The following is a 16,718-nucleotide window of genomic DNA, read 5'->3' as shown; positions in this document are numbered from 1 at the left end:
AAACATGCTCAAACTCATCTTCTGGCCGGTACTCGTCCCCTCCTTCCTCTTCGCCGCCGGCTTCGGGGCTGTCGTTCCCGTCCAAATCATTGCAGCTATCAGGCTAGGAGCCTCACCCGAACTCGCCTCCCTGCTGGTAGCCGCCGCGGGCGTCCTCGCCCTCATCTGCACCGTCCCGGTGGGTGCAGCTATCGACCGGGTGGGCGATAAACGCGCCATGACACTGGCAACCCTCAGCGCCTCTGTAGCCCTCACCCTTTCAGCGCTCTCCCTCGCCCTACCCCTGGCAGGGGCTCTATGGCTCTACTTTTTCGCCCACGTTGCTCGTGTGCCAGCCACCGTCGCGTGGGGGCTCGCCCGACAAGCCGTACTAGCAGAAACTGTCGCTGCCCAAGACCGCGGCAAAGCCATGACCGCCCTCGGCGGCGCCCAACGAGCAGGTGCCCTCGCCGGGCCCCTCGCCTCAGCCCTCCTCCTTCTCTGGCTCCCCCTCTGGACAGTCTTCCTCTTCGCCCTCGCCCTCGTCGTCGCAGCCACCCTCTGCCTGCGCATCCGCAAACTCAACCAACGTTTCGACACCGCCACCAGCACAGCCCGCTCAAACCGCACCGAAGAAGACCTCGCCCTAGCCGTCCGCTGGCCCGCCGTCTGGGTCGCAGGCCTCGGCATCATCACCCTCGCCATGAGCCGAGTAACCCAACCCATCGTCGCCGCCCTCTGGGGTCTACACCTAGGGTGGAACGACGCCCAAATCGCCCTAGCCATCGCCCTGGGTTCAGCCCTCGAAATGGTCCTCATGGTTCCCGGAGGCTACCTCAAAGACCGAGTAGGACGCTCCGCCGTCCTCGCCCTCTGCCTCAGCATCTTCGGCGCCGGCTTCATCCTCGTACCCCTACTACCCACCAGCGCCGGCTTCATCACAGGTCTAGCCCTCATGGCCATCGGCAACGGCTTCGGCGCCGGCATCAACATGACCATCGGCGCCGACCTCTCCCCCAACATCGGACGCGCCAAATTCCTCTCCATCTGGTCCATGTTCTCCCAGGTCGCCATCGTCGCAGGGCCCCTAGCAGTCTCTGGCATCATGCTGATCTCTTCACTCCCGGTGGCCTTTACCGTCATCGGCTCTAGCGCCCTGGGCGGAGCTGTCTGGGCGCTTGCGACCCAGCCCATCACGAAGCTACCTACGGGGAGAAAAGGCACGTAAGAGGGGCGGGGGAGACCCGCTTGCGCCGACTGACCCTCTCGGGCTCGCCCTGGGGGCTCGCCCGATTCACGCCAGACCCAGCCAGTCGGCTTTCAGCGGGTCAATCCCTGCCCTCTCCCGCTCGCTCGATTCACGCCAGCCCCGAGCCAGCGGGCGTATGGCGCTTCCCCCTGCCCCTCCGGCTCGCCCGATTCACGCCAGACCCAGCCAGTCGGCTTTCAGCGGGTCTTCCCCCGCCCCTCCTCTTTCTGAACCAGCGGGTCTTCCCCGCCCAAACCTTTAAACTGGACACATGACCTTTTTCCCCCGCGCCGGCGCCCCCCCTTTCTCAGCTGACCAGCTAGCAACCCTTGACCAGCTCGTCCCCTACAACCCCGTTGACTCCCTGCAGGCGGTCTCTAGGCTCCGGACCCAGGGCATCAGCGCCGAGGACTCATCAGCCCTGCTAACCCAGGCCCGTCTTCGCACGCTGGGGGCTACCAAGTTCGGGGAAGAAGCCTCCCACATGCTTTTCACCGAGGCCGGCTATGAGCAGGCAACCCGCGCCGCCGTCGCCAACCACCACGCCGCCCGCTTCGTCGAGGCCGGACTCAACTCAGTTGCTGATTTAGGCTGCGGCCTGGGGGCAGACTCCCTCGCCTTTGCCCGCGCAGGGTTAGCGGTGACGTCCGTTGAGCTCGACCCCGCTACAGCAGCCCTCACCGCCCACAATCTCTCCCCCTACCCGTCCGCCCAGGTACTCGTGGGCAATGTGGAAGACATTGAGCTCGAAAAACTCACCACCGTGAGCGGCGAGCGCGTCGCCGCCCTCTGGCTAGACCCAGCCCGCCGAGAGATTGAAGGTGGCTCTACCACCTCCCGCCTTTTTGACCCCGAAGCTTTCTCCCCGCCCTTTTCCTTCCTGCAGAAGCTGGCGTCAACCGGAATTCCTATGGGGGTCAAGCTGGGGCCGGGCCTGCCCCACGAGGCCATTCCAAGCGGGGTGGAGGCCGAGTGGGTCAGCCACGGCGGGTCCGTGGTTGAGGTGCTGCTCTGGTTCAACGCCCTAGCCCGCCCCGGGATTGCCCGATCAGCTACAGTTCTAGGGGCGGACGCCACCACCCGGCAGGTGCTGGGTGAGATAAGTTCACCGCTTGCAGCGTCAGCTGATGAAGAGCCGGTTGAGATCACTGAGCTGGGTGCTTACCTGATTGAGCCCGACGGCGCGGTAGTACGGTCTCATCTGGTGGCAGACTTCGCCCGAGCGATTGGGGCTACCCTGCTTGATGAAAATATCGCCTACCTAACCTCAGACTCCCCCGCCCCTAGCCCGCTAGGCCGGGCCTACCGCGTCCTGGGTACCATGCCCCTCAACGAGAAAAAATTGCGCCGCTGGGTCAAAGAGCAGGGTATTACCACCCTGACCGTCAAAAAGCGGGGAGTCGATGTGATTCCCGAAAAGCTCCGGGCCACCCTACTCGCCGGGGTGAAAAAGAAAAAGGGGACGGCTGGCCGCGAAGCCACCCTGATTCTGACCCGTCTGGGCGAGGGCGCAGCCTCCCAGCGCCTGGCCATCTGGGCCGAACCGGCCTAGTTTATTACGTCTATCTCACCAGTAGCGTCATAGAGTGAGCCGGATTCTTCTGCGCTAGCCCCTGCCCCTAAGATAGAACCAGCACCGCACCGAGACCCTGGAGCCAGCGCATGATTTTTCACCCATCAGACCAGTCCACGATTGGTGTGGAATGGGAGGTCGCCCTCGTCGACCCCAAAACCCGCGAACTGGCATCCCGCGCAGACGAAGTGCTAGCGCTACTGAAAGAACAGCACCCGCAGGTTCTTGAAGCAGCCCCGGACCGGGCCCATATCACCGGCGAATTTTTGAATAATACCGTTGAGCTCGTTACCGGTATCTGCCGAACCCCGGCGGAGGCCGCAGACCAGCTCTCCCAGGCCACCGGCGTCCTGAAAAATGTAACCGACCAGCTGGGCCTAGCCTTCTTCTCAGCCGGAACCCACCCCTTCTCCCGGGCCCTGGACCAAAAAGTCGTTGATAAGGATCGCTACCTGCGGGTGCTCGACCGCTCACAGTTCTGGGGCCGCCGCCAAATTATCTACGGGGTACACGTACACACCGGGGTTGATTCTCGCGATAAAGCCCTACCGGTACTCAACGGACTCACAAACTTCTACCCCCACCTACTGGCTCTGTCGGCGTCCTCCCCCTTCTGGGAGGGAGAAGACACAGGGTTTGCCTCCCAACGAGCCCAGATTTTCCAGCAGCTACCCACCTCAGGTCTCCCCTTCACCTTCGAACGCTGGGAAGACTACGAGGACTACCTTAACGACCTGGCGGTCACCGGCGTCATCGACGACCCCAGCGAAAACCGGTGGGACGTCCGCCCCGTACCCAAATACGGCACGGTAGAAATGCGGGCCTACGACGGGCTGGCCTCTATTCGCGACATCACGGCCCTGACCGCCTTTACCCAGTGCCTGGTGGAGTGGTTCTCCCGCCAGCTCGATGCGGGCAAGCGAATTGAGCCCCTCAAACCCTGGCACGTGCAAGAGAACAAGTGGCGGGCTGCCCGCTACGGCACCGAGGCCATCGTCATTCTCGATAACCAGAACACCGAGCGCCTGGTCACCGAAGACACCCTGGGGCTTCTGAATAAGTTGGAGGCTATTGCCTCTGACCTGGGATGCTCTACCGAACTGGCTGATGTGGAGCGTATCTGCCTGGCCGGGGCTGGCTATCAGCGTCAGCGTCGTGTCGCCGCCGAAAACGGCGGAAACCTGCAGGCTGTGGTGGACGACCTGGCCGCACAAGCTACCGAGGGGCTGTAGCCTTCCACCCAGCAACCCGTGCTTTCTCCGGCTAGAGCGAAATCTTAGTGACGGGCAGGGACGAGTCTGCCGTGAAGTCGATACCCGACGGTGCCCGCCCCTCAGATACTAGACGGGCGCCCAGAGCCGCCACCATGGCCCCGTTATCGGTGCACAGGCTCAGCTGGGGAATGACCAGCTTGATACCGTGCTCAGCGCAACGCTGGGCAGTCAGCTCACGCAGGCGGGAGTTAGCGGCCACTCCCCCGCCCAACAGCAGGGTGGTGATACCGCGTTCAGTGCAGGCCAGCATAGCTTTCTTGGTAATAACGTCGACCACAGCTTCCTGGAAAGAAGCTGCGATATCAGCAACCGGAACCTCTTCACCCCGAGCCTCAAAGCCCTCAACGACGCGGGCAACAGCGGTCTTTAGACCCGAGAAAGAAAAGTCATAGCGGTGGGGACCGGGCTCCTCAGCGGTGCCCATAAACTTGCGGGTCGACAGGCCCCGGGGGAAGGCGAAAGCCGCCCCGTTGCCGTCCGCAGCAACCCGGTCAATCACCGGCCCACCCGGGTAGGGCAGGCCCAGCAGGCGGGCCACCTTGTCGTAGGCTTCACCGGCGGCGTCGTCCAGGGTCGCGCCCAGCAACTCAACATCCCCGGTAATGTCACGCACAGCCAGGATTTCGGTGTGCCCGCCGGAGACCAGCAGGGCGCCAATTCCCTCGCTCGGCAGGCCGTCCAGAAAATCAGCGGTGTGCCCCTCAATCCCGCAATCATCGAGCAGGCCCACGCCCACGTGGGCAACCAGGTGGTTGATGCCGTAGAGGGGCTTGCCGGTGGCGGTAGCCAGGGCCTTGGCCGCAGAGACCCCCACCATGAGGGCACCGGCCAGGCCGGGGCCAGCGGTCACGGCAATAGCGTCCAGATCGTCCAGGCTGACCTGGGCTTCGTCCAGGGCTGCTTGCAGGGCCGGAACCATGGCATCCAGATGGGCTCGGGAGGCAATTTCAGGGATGACCCCGCCAAAGCGCACGTGCTCGTTCATGGAGGACGAGACGGTGTTGGTCAGCAGGGTTGAGCCCCGCACAATGCCAATGCCGGTTTCGTCGCAGGAGGACTCAATACCCAGCACCAGGGGTTCGGTTTTAGCGGTCATGGCTGGTTTCTCCTTGCTAGGCGGTCTGTTGGGTGAGGTCGCGGCGCATGATGAGGGCATCGACCCCGTCGTTGTAGTAGCGGCGGCGCACATGGATCTGCTGGTAACCGTTTTTCAGGTAGAGGTCCTGGGCCCGGGGGTTATCGGCGCGTACCTCCAGTAGTATCTGTTCAGCGCCGCGGGCGGCTGCTTCACGGGCGAGAAAATCGAGCAGAGCCCGCCCGTAGCCGCGCCCCTCGTAGGCGGGGGCAACAGCGATGGTTTGCACGTCGGCGGTGTCGGCTACGCTCATGAGCCCGGCATAACCGATAACCTGCGGACCGGTTTCTGTAGGTATCTCCAGGACGACATATCCCCGGGTTTCGTGGGTGATTTCGGCAAGGAACATGTCCAGGGGCCAGGCGTCGGCCGGGAAAAGGTCGAGTTCTAGGGTATGGACAGCTGGGACATCGTGCAGGGTCATTTCCCTGGCTTGGGCTCCGTCGGCCAGACCCGTGGGGAGGTCAGTCAGTAGCATTAGACACTGGCCTTCTTGCGGGCGGCCGGCACCTTGGCATCGGATTCGCGCAGGTAGAGGGCGCTCGTATCAGTGCTGAGATTGGCCAGGCCCAGGCGGGCAGCGGCTGCCAGCAGGGCGGCGGCGTCCGGATGGGTATGCTCAAAGCCGGGCTGGGCATCCAGGGACTCCGGGTAAAGGGAGGTCCCAAACCCGTAGGCAGGCAGGGCGGGGGCCTCGCTGGCCGGGCCGACGGTGGGGCCACTCTCCAACTGGTAGCCGCTCTCGGTTAGTTCATAGACAGCCGAGTATATTTCCTTGCGGCGGGCATCTGAGGCGACAAGAAAACGGGTATGACCGGACGCCCGCGCGGTACCTTCCGCACGTTCGGCGAGGGCAGTAAGACTCATGATTCCGTAGAGGGGCTTGTTCCAGGCAAAGGCCAGGGAGCGGGCAGTGACGATGCCGGCGCGTAGACCGGTAAAGGGGCCGGGGCCGGTACCGGTTATCACAGCGTCAATGTCTTGGCCTGTTACTCCGGCTTCAGCCAATACTTCGGTGACGAAGGGAGCCATCACTTCGGCGTGAGAGCGGGTGTCTTCGGTTGACCGTGAGGCGAGCAGGGTCAGGGTCTGCCCGTCCAGGCGCCCCAGGGAGACAGAAGCAATAGCGGATGAATCAAGAGCAAGAATAAGCACCCCACCAGTCTAGCGTGTCTAGGCTCGGAGACTATGTGATAGGTATTTCCTGAAGCACCGCGGGCTCGCAGCGAAGCTGCTGGCTCGGCGGCTGGCGTGAATCGCATTGTGAGCGAAGCGAACCATGCGAGAGGGTCGGCAGCGAGCGCGAGCCCGCGGTGTTCCCAAAAGCCCCTATGCGCCCTCCGCCCCGCTACCGCTCAGCTTCTCTACCATCTCATCCCAAGCATTTTCCCAGCGGGGTCCGCTTCCGATGAGGCGGAGGCGGCGCGGTTCGGGGGCTCCGTCGTCCTCGTCGTCTTCTTCCCAGCTTCCCGGGGCGTAGAGGGCATAGGGGTCGGTTTCGGCCAGGTCTGCGCCTGTCACGCGGGTAAATTCCAAATCGAGAATAGAGTCTGACAGGTGCTCGGCTTTGTCGCGGCCCCATTCAATGACGGTGACGGAGCGATCCAGGGAGTATTCCAGGTCGAGATCGTCCAGCTCTTCGGCGCTGGCCAGTCGGTAGGCATCCACATGCACAAGGTCGGGCCCGCCGGGGCGGGGGCCGTCGGGCAGGTTGGGGTGCACGCGGGAGAGCACAAAGGTGGGAGAAATGACGCCTTCGCGCACGCCAAGCCCCTCACCCAGGGAGCGGGTAAAGGTAGTTTTTCCGGCTCCCAGTTCGCCGGTGAGAATCAGGACGTCGCCCGCGGTGAGGAGGGGGGCCAGGGCCAGGGCGATGGCGCGGGTGTGCTCGGGGCCGGTGATTTCGAGGTCAAGGACGCGGTCGGTCACGGTTTACTGCTCGCTTTCGGTGTCGCGCTGGCGCCAGGATCCGCCGACGCTGATGCGGGTGACGCGCGGGGAGATGCGGGTGACGATTTCGTAGTTGATGGTTCCAGCCGCTTCTGCCCAGTCGGTGACTGGCGGGTTGTCGCCGGTTCCGAAGAGGACGGCGGGGGCACCCAGGAAGCCAGCTGCGGGGTCAGCCAAACCGGGTTCGCCGAGGTCTACGACCAGCTGGTCCATGGCGATTCGACCCACTGCTCGGTAGGTTCGGGCCGGGCCGGATGCCGGGTAGATACGGACCGGCCCGCCGGTTGCGACTCGGGGAACGCCGTCCGCGTAGCCAACCGGCACTAGGGCCAGGGTCGTGGGCTTGTCGGTCACGTAGTTAAGGCCGTAGGAGACGCCCTGGCCTGCGGGGACTTCCTTGACTGCGTTGATGAAGGTTTGCAGGTGCATGACCGGCTTGAGTCCCAGGTCTGCTGGGGTCTGCCCGGGCAGGGGTGACAGCCCGTAGAGACCGAGACCAACCCGGACGGCGTCCCGCAGCAGGCCTTCTTCAGCGCCGACGGACGCCGCGCTGAAGGTTGCAGGAGTGTTAGCGAGGTGGCGCAGGGTCGGGCGCAGACCGGCGGAGTGTAGGAGGCCTAAAGCCCGGTCGAAGGTCTGGGATTGTTCGGCTGTTTCGGTACGTTCTGGCTCATCGGCTACTGCCAGGTGGGAGAAGACCCCGACTACCTGCAGCACCCCGCCCTCTTCGAGCTGGCGGGCGGCGGCGGCGAGCGCCGGTAGTTCACTCATGGTCACGCCGTTGCGGCCGAGGCCGGTATCTACTTTGAGATGGACCTTGACGGGCTCTTGCTGCCCGCTGTCACGGTAGGCGGTTGCAATGGCGTCAAGTTCCCAGGTGCTTGAGACGCCCAGTTCGAGATTGTCTGCCAGGGCTTGAGCAAAGTCGGTTCGGGGGGTATGGAGCCAGGCGATAATGGGAGCCGTAACGCCACCGGCTCGGAGGGTGCGGGCTTCTTTGACGTGGACGACCCCCAGGTAGTCAGCTCCTGCCGCCACCGCTGATCGGGCTACGTCGAGAGCCCCGTGCCCGTAGGCGTCCGCTTTGACCACGGCAATGAGGGCGCGCTGCCCGATGAGGGCTTTGATGCGCCGGACGTTATGTTCGACGGCATCCAGATCGATGATGGCCAGGCGTTCTGCGTCTGTGGGAGCGTCAAGGGGCACGAAGCCGTGGGCGCGGTAGAGGCTGTCGATAGACACGGTGTCATCCTTGGGCGTAGGGTCTTTTCTTCTCTAGCTTAGTTGAGTTTGCCGTTAGCGCACCTGCGCTGACGCCTACAGAGCACGGGCAGATGTGGCAGGGGTAGAGTAGAGGTGTGAGTTTTTCTTTTCCGCTGCACCTGCATATCTTTTCGCTGCATACCTCACCCCTGGCCCAACCCGGGTCAGGGGATGCCGGCGGCATGAACGTCTATATTGAGCGTTCTTTGGCGGCTCTTCTTGAGGTCAACCCCCAGCTGACCGTGGAAGTTTTTACGCTGGCAACCGACCGCCAGCAAGCTGGGCAGGTACGGTATCACGAGCGGGCTACCGTTACCGCTCTCTACCTGCCTGAGGCTGAAGGAGCCCGTAAGGAAGATTTACCTGAGCTGGTTCCGGGCTTTGCTATGGCCGTTCGGGCTATAGCGTCGCGACCGCCCCAGCTGGTTCACAGCCACTACTGGCTCTCGGGCCTGGCGGCCCTTGCAGCCTACCCGCAGGTACCGCTCGTTCATACAATGCACACCACCGCAGCTGCCAAAAATGCCCGGCTGGGTGAGGGCGAGCGCCCGGAACCCGAGGTGCGTTTGCGGGGCGAGCAGGCGTTGGTGCGTAGAGCCGCTGCCCTGGTAGTGAATACAGAGTATGAGGCTACCCAGATGCGCGACTTCTACGGGGCACAAGAATCCCAGCTGGTAACGGTAGCCCCCGGTGTTGACCTTTCTGTTTTCTCCCCGAGCGATGGCCTCCGCCCTCTTCACGAAGGGCAGGACGGCGCAGCCCACCTGGTCTTTGCCGGCCGCCCCCAGCACCTCAAGGGCCCTCACCTGCTGGTTGAAGCCCTCGGCCTGCTTCCGGGGGAGCTGGGCGTTACCCTCGACATCATTGGGACCTCCGGCACAAGCTATGAGCAGGGTCTCGCTACCCGAGCAGAAGAGCTGGGATTAGGTGACCGCGTCCGTCTGCTTCCCTCGATGACTGCCCCCGACCTCGCCCAGGCTTTCCGAAAGGCCGATATCGTAGCCTGCCCTTCATCCTCAGAAACGTTTGGCCTGGTTGCCTTGGAGGCCTCTGCCTGCGGCACCCCGGTGCTCGCCAGCAAGGTGGACGGGCTCAGGGAGGCAGTAGCTGACGGCGTCACCGGTCTGTTGGTAGCCCAGCGGACGCCCGCCGCCTGGGCGGACGCCATCGAGCAGCTCGTGAAAGACCCGCAGCTTCGACACGCCTTAGGACAGGCCGGGGCCCGGCGCGCCCACGACTTTACCTGGCAAGCAACAGCCCAGGCCCTTATTCAGCTCTACCAGTCCCTTGCCCGCTCTTAGGAGGAAACCCATGACCTTTTCCATGACCCGCCAAGAATTCGCAGCCTACCTCGATAATTCGCGCATCACCGGGCAGGTAGCAACCGCCCGTGAGAACAACCTCGCCCATATGAAGGGCTTTGTTGAGGGCAACGAGCACCTAGAATTCGGTGTGAAGTGGACCAGGAACTGGACCGTCGACGATATCTTCGAGCTGATGGCGCGCAGGGTCGGCACCAGCTCCGACCCCAACCATAGGGAGGGCCAAGACACCATCAGCGCTGACCTCTGTATCGACGGTCTCACCGAGTACGCCCACATCTTCGGTGACGCAGTACGGGCGGGCAAAAGCCTGCTCTTTGCTACCGGCCACCCCGCAGGCCTCTTCCCTATCTACGCCCGACTTGCAGCAGCGGCCAAAGCCCACGGCGCGACCGTCCTGACCATCGAGGAGGGCGACCGCTTTCTTGACGGCGATATCCGCCAAATCTTTGACGTTATCATGTTCGAGCAGTACGGCAACCTGCAGCACACTCACTTCCCCGGCCCTATGCAGCTAGCGCTCGCCCAGCTTCAAGAACGGGGAATTACTCCCAATCTTGTTGTCGCCGATCACGGGCTTGCCGGCTATGCGGCGTCCGCTGGGATTCCGACCATCGGTATCGCTGACTGCAACGACCCCGGGCTGTTCGTCTCCGCCGAACAGGGTCAGATACTCGTTGCGGTGCCCATGGACGATAACGTCACGCCCCACCTCTACGAACCGGTGATCGATTTTATCCTGCATGAAGCTGGACTTACCCGCTAAGAACACTCTGACCAGCACTAACAAGTTACTTTCACCTGAAAGTGTGAAGCATATTTCAGGATATCTACCTGCTCTTAAGCCAGCTGACACTGTAGTATTAAAAGCCTAATCGTACAGGTCTGCCCACCTCACTCTCGCACCCGGCGCAGGCACCATCTTTAGGGGAATACACACTAGTGAACGAACAGTACATTGAGGAGCGGTGGGCAGAAACCCGTAACCGCCGCACCTGGCATCCCAAGGTCAAAGCTGCGCTTTACCTAGTCGACATTTTGGCTATTGCGGTGGCTATCACGGTGTCGCATATCGTCAGCTTCGGCTTTCAAAACACCGAAGTTGTATCCCGCACTCCCCTTCCGCTTGGGTATGTGGGAACCGGCATCGTTTTTGGCATGATTTGGTTCTTTGTCTTGTCAATCGCCAATAGCCGCAACATCCGTTACCTGGGCCATGGCGTCGATGAATACCGACTCGTCACTAAAGCGACAACCTACTTCTTCGCGGTCATCGCAATTTTCTCCTACCTGACCAAAATTGATTTTGCCCGCACCTACGTTATGCTGGCCTACCCCATCGGCATTGTTCTGCTTCTCTGCGCCCGCTGGGGCATCCGCCGCTGGCTCGTTCACTGGCGATATAAGGGGCGCGCGCTTTCCCGCGTCATGATTATCGGTGACTCAGCCTCGGGCGAGCACCTCTACAAGACCCTCCAGGGGGCCCGCACCTCAGGCCTCTCGCCGGTAGCAGCCTACCTGCCTCGTTCACGTCCGGGCACCCAGCTCGCCGAGGGGGCTATCCCGACCCTGGGCTACTCGCCCGATGCAGCCGAGGTCCTCAAGGTAGTCCGTGAGAACAATATTCACGCGGTAGCTGTCTCCACCGGTCACGGCCTCAACCCCACAGAGCTGCGCCGTCTGGGCTGGGCGCTGGCGGCCGCCCACGTCGCACTTATCATGGCACCTGCCATGACCGATATCGCTGGCCCCCGCATCCATACCCAGCCCCTCAACGGCGTGCCCCTAATTCACGTTCACACTCCCCGCATCGAAGGCATGCAGGCCCTGATTAAGCGAGCTATCGATGTTGTAGCCTCAGGCCTTGGTCTGATTTTCCTGGCCCCCCTGCTGGTTCCGGTTGCCCTGCTGGTCAAGAAGGACGGTGGCCCCATCTTCTTCTTGCAGGAACGCGTCGGCTACCGCGGCACTCCTTTCCACATGATTAAGTTCCGCTCCATGGTAACCAACGCCGAAGAGCTCAAAAAGGAGCTCATGGATCAGAACGAGGGTAACGGGGTGCTCTTCAAGATGGCAGACGACCCCCGCATCACTAAGATCGGCAAGTTCATCCGCAAGTACTCTATCGATGAGCTTCCCCAGCTCTGGAACGTCTTTGTCGGCGATATGTCGCTGGTAGGCCCCCGCCCTCCGCTACCTTCTGAGGTTGAGCAGTACGAAGAGGACGCCTACCGCCGCCTGCTGGTCAAGCCCGGCATTACCGGCCTCTGGCAGGTCTCTGGCCGCTCGAATCTTTCCTGGGAAGAGTCTATTCGCCTAGACCTCTACTATGTTGAGAACTGGTCGGTTATGAGCGATATCGTCATTCTCTTCCGCACCGTCCGCGCGGTCTTCGCCAAGGACGGCGCCTACTAGAACTCGTATGTAAGAAGGCCGGTTACCGTTAGGGTAACCGGCCTTTGGTATAGGCTCTACCGCTCAAGGAATATGGCAACGGCCTCTGGGATCTTCTGGGCCACCAGGGTAGGTGGCGTGGGGCCAGAAATCCCTGCTCCGTGCACCAGGCCTGCTGCTAACTGCTGGACCCGGACGGCCGCCCCCGCTAACCTGGCGTAGTCAGTTGAGAGGGCACCGGGCTTGGATTCTTCTGCCTGATAGCGGGCAAGAAGAGCCCCCAGAATACCGGTAAGAGTATCCCCGCTACCGGCGGTGGCCAGCCAGTGGTTCTCGCTGGTTATCTGAAAGAGCTCACCGGTGGGTGCGGCGAAGATGGTCGTGCTGCCCTTAAGCAGAACAGTTGCCCCCGTTGCCTGAGCCAGTAGGCGGGCAAAGCGGTCCGGGTCAGCTTCGACATGCTCCCGGCTGGGTGGCTCGGTGAGCTCAGGATCCACGGCATAGAGCGCGGACGGTGCCAAGGCAAAAATCCAGGTCAGGGCATCGACCAGCTCACCGGCATGAGGCGTCAGAATATGGTGTGCCGTCAGCTCTAGCCCGTCAGCCACCAGCCGGGCAGCTAGGGATACTGCCCCTGCGTCAATAACAGCCGGCTGCCCTCCTGCAAGGACGGCCAGGGCTTCAGCTTCTCGTGATTCTCCGGCGATACCTGAGCCAAGAGCCCAGGCATCTATGTGTAGTTTCTCGGCTTCGCCCACGCTGCATACAGCTTCAGGCACGGCCAGCTGTACCTGGAAGTTCAGGGAGGACGTTCCAGCAAACCGCACCATGCCGACCCCGGTATTGACGGCAGCGCGGGCAGACATGAGGGCAGCACCCGGGTAGGTATCGCTCCCGGTCAGCAGGCCTAACACCCCGCGGGTGTACTTATGGGAGGAAGAAGTAGGGCAAGTGACATATTGTTCGACGTCCCCGTGGGTCAATTCTTTGGCGCTAACCACTCTAGTTCCCCTCTTCTACCGGGCGAGCTAACAGCAGCCCCCGGGCAGAGGGATCTAAACGCAACAGGTTCAACAGGTCACTGTCGCTCAGGTACTCTGCCACAACGGTTGCGGTAGCTATAGGTTCATCATGGCTCATCGTGAGGTGCCAGCGGTTGATCCCCAGTTCAGCAGCTCGCCGGGCAACCGTCCCTTCTGCGACCAGGTAGGGGGCGCCGTCCGCGTCCTTCTCCACCCAGCAATCCTGCCAGTTCAAACCCGCAGGGGCCCGCAAGGCCTTGGCAGCGGCCTCCTTAGCCGCAAAGCGGGCGGCTAGGGAGCGGACGGGCAACCCCCGCTCCCCCGGCGCAAAGAGCCGCTCCCGTAGGGCTGGGGTACGTTCTAAGAGCTCAGCGAACCGATCTATATTGACCACGTCAGTACCGGTACCAATAATCATAGGCTCTCTCTTCGCTCCTTCTAAAGCATCTTTCTCTTGCCCATTCTACGTTCCCGCCTATCAGTTTAAAGAGCGAACCCCGCACCCTACCGGGTACGGGGTTCCTATCTCTACTCGTGTAGAGAAGCTTTACTCGACGGTTACTGACTTAGCCAGGTTACGGGGCTGGTCAACGTCGTAGCCCTTCGCGTGAGCCACAGAGCATGCAAAGATCTGCAGGGGCACGGTGGACAGCAGGGGCTGGAGCAGGCTGGGTGAGGCGGGGATGCGGATGATGTGATCTGCATGTTCCTCAACAGCGGTATCGCCCTCTTCTGCGATAACGATGGTCACTGCACCGCGAGCGCGGACTTCCTGGATGTTAGAAACAACCTTGGAGTGCAGGGAGTCGCGGCCGTTGGGTGAGGGGACGATGACGAAGATGGGCTGGCCTTCTTCGACAAGGGCGATGGGGCCGTGCTTGAGCTCGCCCGCTGCGAAGCCTTCGGCATGCAGGTAGGCGATTTCCTTGAGCTTCAGGGCGCCTTCCATCGCTACGGGGAAGCCAACGTGGCGGCCCAGGAAGAGCACGGACTTGGCGTCCTTCATAGAGGTGCCGAGATCCTTGACCTGCTGCTCATTGTCGATAACAGCCTGAATCTTCTCGGGCATCTTCTGCAGCTCTTCAAGGATGGTACGGATTTCATCCTTGTACATGTTGCCGCGCAGCTGGGCCAGGTAGAGGCCGAGCAGGTAGGCAGCAGCAATCTGCGAGAGGAAGGCCTTGGTGGATGCAACTGCGATCTCGGGGCCCGCGTGAGTGTAGAGAGCTGCATCGGATTCACGGGGCAGAGTTGAGCCGTTGGTGTTACAGATTGAAATAACCTTGGCTCCCTGTTCCTGGGCGTGGCGCACTGCCATGAGGGTGTCCATGGTTTCGCCGGACTGGGAGAGGGCAACGACCAGGGTCTTCTCATCTACGATGGGGTCACGGTAGCGGAACTCATGGGCCAGCTCGACCTCGGTGGGGATGCGGCACCAGTGCTCGATAGCGTAGCGGGCTACCTGGCCAGCGTAGGCGGCGGTACCACAGGCGACAACGATAATCTTGTTGACGGAACGCAGGGTGGCGTCGTCAATCTTAAGTTCGTCGAGGGTCAGGTTACCCTTTTCGTCCAGACGGCCCAGCAGGGTATCGCGCACGGCTGCGGGCTGCTCGTGGATTTCTTTCTCCATGAAGGAGTCGTAGCCACCCTTTTCAACAGCAGCGGCGTCCCACTCGATGGTGAATTCCTTGCCGTTGGCGGGGAAACCTTCGAAGTCGATGATGGAGTAGTCGCTACCGGTGATGGTAACAATCTGGTCCTGGCCCATTTCGACTGCCTTCTTGGTGTAGTCGATGAAGCCAGAGACGTCTGAGCCCAGGAAGTTTTCGTTTTCGCCCAGGCCAATAACCAGGGGTGAGTTGCGACGGGTTGCTACGACACGATCAGGGTGGTCAACGTGGATGACCAGGATGGTGAAGGCGCCTTCAAGGCGGTTTGATGCCTGACGGACGGCTTCGGTGAGGTCCTTGTTCTCCAGCTTGTTGTAGATGGAGGCAATCAGGTTAGCTGCAATTTCAGTGTCGGTCTGTGACTTGAACTCACAGCCTTCTTCAACCAGTTCAGCGCGCAGCTCTGCGAAGTTTTCGATAATGCCGTTGTGCACAACTGCCAGGCGGCCGTTGTCTACAACGTGCGGGTGAGCGTTATTGTCGGTAGGGCCACCGTGGGTAGCCCAGCGGGTGTGACCGATACCGATAGTGGTAGCAGGCAGCGGGTTAGCTTCTACTTCGGCTTCGAGGTTAACAAGCTTGCCTGACTTCTTACGGAATTCAATGCCGTTGTCACCAATGAGGGCGACACCGGCTGAGTCATAGCCGCGGTATTCCTGGCGGCGCAGACCTTCGAGAACCACATCGTATGCGGTATGGTCAAATTTCTTACCGTCTACGGCAGTGCCGAGACTTACGTATCCTACGATTCCACACATGCCTTCATCTTACATCTAAGAATTCGCTGACCCACTGCAGTCTTCGCCACAGTGTCGCAACCTATTGCCTCTCTATAGACCTCTGTCATATTAGGTGCTCTTTCTTCCGACCTCTAGACTGATGTAAATGAGCATGTCCGCGCTTTCTTCTAAATACTCTCCTTTTACCGAGCTAGACCGGGATACCTGGTCGCGTCTCGCTAGCGAGATTTCGGTTCCGCTGACGGAGGACGAACTACAGCAGCTTCGCGGTCTGGGCGAGACCATTGACCTAGATGAGGTGGCTCAGGTTTATCTTCCTATTTCTCGACTGCTCAACCTCTACGTCAATGCAGCCGCGAGCGCTAACCACATGACGAACGACTTTTTAGGCCTTCAAGGCCAGAAAGTCCCTTTTATTATCGGTGTGGCAGGGTCAGTAGCTGTCGGCAAGTCCACTACCGCGCGCGTCCTGCAGGAGCTTCTCCGGCGCTGGCCCTCAACCCCGAACGTCCAGCTAGTGACGACCGATGGCTTCCTCTACCCCAATGCCGAGTTAGAACGCCGGGGGCTTATGGGACGCAAGGGTTTCCCAGAGTCCTACGACCGCCGTGCCCTCTTGAGGTTTGTGTCAGAAGTGAAGTCAGGTGCTCCCCTCGTCACCGCCCCTAAGTATTCCCACCTCTACTACGACATCGTAGAGGGTGAGCGCATTGAGGTTACCAGCCCCGACGTTCTCATTGTCGAGGGCTTAAATGTATTAGCCCCAGCCAAGCTTGATAGCGAGAAAAGCTCGGCACTAAGCCTGGCTGACTTCTTTGATTTCTCTATCTACGTTGATGCTTCCACACGGGACATCGAACACTGGTATGTGCAGCGGTTTTTGAAGCTGCAACGGTCAGCTTTTACCAACCCCAACTCCTACTTCAAACGGTATGCCGATTTATCGGAGGACGCAGCGGTTGAGCTAGCTTTGAGTATTTGGCGCTCTATCAACGAACCTAACCTGCGAGAGAATGTGCGCCCCACACGTGGGCGAGCCCGACTGATCTTGAAGAAGTCCCATGATCACAAGATTCGTAAGGTTCTGCTACGGAAGAACTAGGTATGCGCTCTTATCTTTCACACTTTTCATTGGCTTTAGCGG

15 protein-coding genes are annotated in these 16,718 nt (G+C 61.2%); 7 read left to right on the top strand and 8 right to left on the bottom strand.

Annotation, left to right across the window (positions count from 1 at the left end; genetic code table 11):
• Nucleotides 1-4: 4 nt before the first annotated feature.
• From L7A20_RS05055 to L7A20_RS05045, 3 genes are all read left to right on the top strand, one after another.
• On the top strand, nt 5-1,207 hold the full coding sequence (locus tag L7A20_RS05055; protein ID WP_237222606.1) for an MFS transporter: 1,203 nt from the start codon (nt 5-7) through the stop codon (nt 1,205-1,207).
• A 292-nt stretch (nt 1,208-1,499) separates the two neighbouring features.
• Nucleotides 1,500-2,780, top strand: coding sequence for a class I SAM-dependent methyltransferase (locus L7A20_RS05050; protein WP_237222605.1), 1,281 nt, complete (start codon nt 1,500-1,502; stop codon nt 2,778-2,780).
• Nucleotides 2,781-2,890: 110 nt separating this feature from the next.
• The gene (locus tag L7A20_RS05045; protein ID WP_237222604.1) at nt 2,891-4,033 is read left to right on the top strand and encodes a glutamate--cysteine ligase; all 1,143 of its coding nucleotides are present in this window, start codon (nt 2,891-2,893) and stop codon (nt 4,031-4,033) included.
• 31 nt (nt 4,034-4,064) lie between these two features.
• Here the strand turns inward: L7A20_RS05045 and tsaD are convergent, their stop codons facing one another.
• The 5 genes from tsaD to alr all read right to left on the bottom strand — a co-directional run bounded on the left by tsaD (nt 4,065) and on the right by alr (nt 8,402).
• A complete protein-coding gene (gene tsaD, locus L7A20_RS05040; RefSeq protein ID WP_237222603.1) occupies nt 4,065-5,171 on the bottom strand; it encodes a tRNA (adenosine(37)-N6)-threonylcarbamoyltransferase complex transferase subunit TsaD in 1,107 nt (368 codons plus the stop codon).
• A 16-nt stretch (nt 5,172-5,187) separates the two neighbouring features.
• Entirely contained in the window at nt 5,188-5,688 is a 501-nt protein-coding gene (rimI, locus tag L7A20_RS05035; protein WP_237198929.1) for a ribosomal protein S18-alanine N-acetyltransferase, read from the bottom strand.
• The gene (gene tsaB, locus L7A20_RS05030) at nt 5,688-6,365 is read right to left on the bottom strand and encodes a tRNA (adenosine(37)-N6)-threonylcarbamoyltransferase complex dimerization subunit type 1 TsaB (protein ID WP_237222602.1); all 678 of its coding nucleotides are present in this window, start codon (nt 6,363-6,365) and stop codon (nt 5,688-5,690) included. The genes rimI and tsaB overlap by 1 nt, the downstream gene beginning before the upstream one ends.
• Before the next feature lie 174 nt (nt 6,366-6,539).
• Nucleotides 6,540-7,139 (bottom strand): tRNA (adenosine(37)-N6)-threonylcarbamoyltransferase complex ATPase subunit type 1 TsaE, encoded by a 600-nt coding sequence (gene tsaE / locus L7A20_RS05025; protein ID WP_237222601.1) that lies wholly within the window; start codon nt 7,137-7,139, stop codon nt 6,540-6,542.
• Between the two features lie 3 nt (nt 7,140-7,142).
• A complete protein-coding gene (gene alr, locus L7A20_RS05020; RefSeq protein WP_237222600.1) occupies nt 7,143-8,402 on the bottom strand; it encodes an alanine racemase in 1,260 nt (419 codons plus the stop codon).
• A gap of 116 nt (nt 8,403-8,518) precedes the next feature.
• Between alr and L7A20_RS05015 the strand changes: the two genes are divergently transcribed.
• The 3 genes from L7A20_RS05015 (at nt 8,519) to L7A20_RS05005 (ending at nt 12,160) form a co-directional block, all read left to right on the top strand.
• Nucleotides 8,519-9,724: a glycosyltransferase gene (locus tag L7A20_RS05015; RefSeq protein ID WP_237222599.1), complete on the top strand. Its 1,206-nt coding sequence runs from the start codon at nt 8,519-8,521 to the stop codon at nt 9,722-9,724.
• A 10-nt stretch (nt 9,725-9,734) separates the two neighbouring features.
• Nucleotides 9,735-10,511, top strand: a complete 777-nt coding sequence (locus L7A20_RS05010; protein ID WP_237222598.1) for a phosphatase — start codon at nt 9,735-9,737, stop codon at nt 10,509-10,511.
• Nucleotides 10,512-10,687: 176 nt separating this feature from the next.
• A complete protein-coding gene (locus L7A20_RS05005; protein WP_237222597.1) occupies nt 10,688-12,160 on the top strand; it encodes a sugar transferase in 1,473 nt (490 codons plus the stop codon).
• 56 nt (nt 12,161-12,216) lie between these two features.
• Here L7A20_RS05005 and L7A20_RS05000 read toward each other — a convergent pair whose 3' ends face one another.
• The 3 genes from L7A20_RS05000 to glmS all read right to left on the bottom strand — a co-directional run bounded on the left by L7A20_RS05000 (nt 12,217) and on the right by glmS (nt 15,592).
• On the bottom strand, nt 12,217-13,140 hold the full coding sequence (locus tag L7A20_RS05000; RefSeq protein WP_237222596.1) for an ADP-dependent NAD(P)H-hydrate dehydratase: 924 nt from the start codon (nt 13,138-13,140) through the stop codon (nt 12,217-12,219).
• A gap of 1 nt (nt 13,141) precedes the next feature.
• Nucleotides 13,142-13,579 carry a holo-ACP synthase gene (locus L7A20_RS04995; protein ID WP_237222595.1) on the bottom strand — a complete coding sequence of 146 codons (438 nt, stop codon included), beginning with the start codon at nt 13,577-13,579 and terminating at the stop codon, nt 13,142-13,144.
• A gap of 129 nt (nt 13,580-13,708) precedes the next feature.
• Nucleotides 13,709-15,592: a glutamine--fructose-6-phosphate transaminase (isomerizing) gene (gene glmS / locus L7A20_RS04990; RefSeq protein WP_237222594.1), complete on the bottom strand. Its 1,884-nt coding sequence runs from the start codon at nt 15,590-15,592 to the stop codon at nt 13,709-13,711.
• A 127-nt stretch (nt 15,593-15,719) separates the two neighbouring features.
• Between glmS and coaA the strand changes: the two genes are divergently transcribed.
• Complete coding sequence (gene coaA, locus L7A20_RS04985) at nt 15,720-16,676, top strand: type I pantothenate kinase (protein ID WP_237186004.1); 957 nt, start codon at nt 15,720-15,722, stop codon at nt 16,674-16,676.
• Nucleotides 16,677-16,718 lie beyond the last annotated feature (42 nt).

This window comes from Rothia nasimurium (assembly GCF_928381415.1).
GTDB classification, from domain to species: domain Bacteria; phylum Actinomycetota; class Actinomycetes; order Actinomycetales; family Micrococcaceae; genus Rothia; species Rothia nasimurium_H.
The sequence above is the reverse complement of the archived record's forward strand: the minus strand, read 5'-3'. Positions and strand labels throughout refer to the sequence as shown.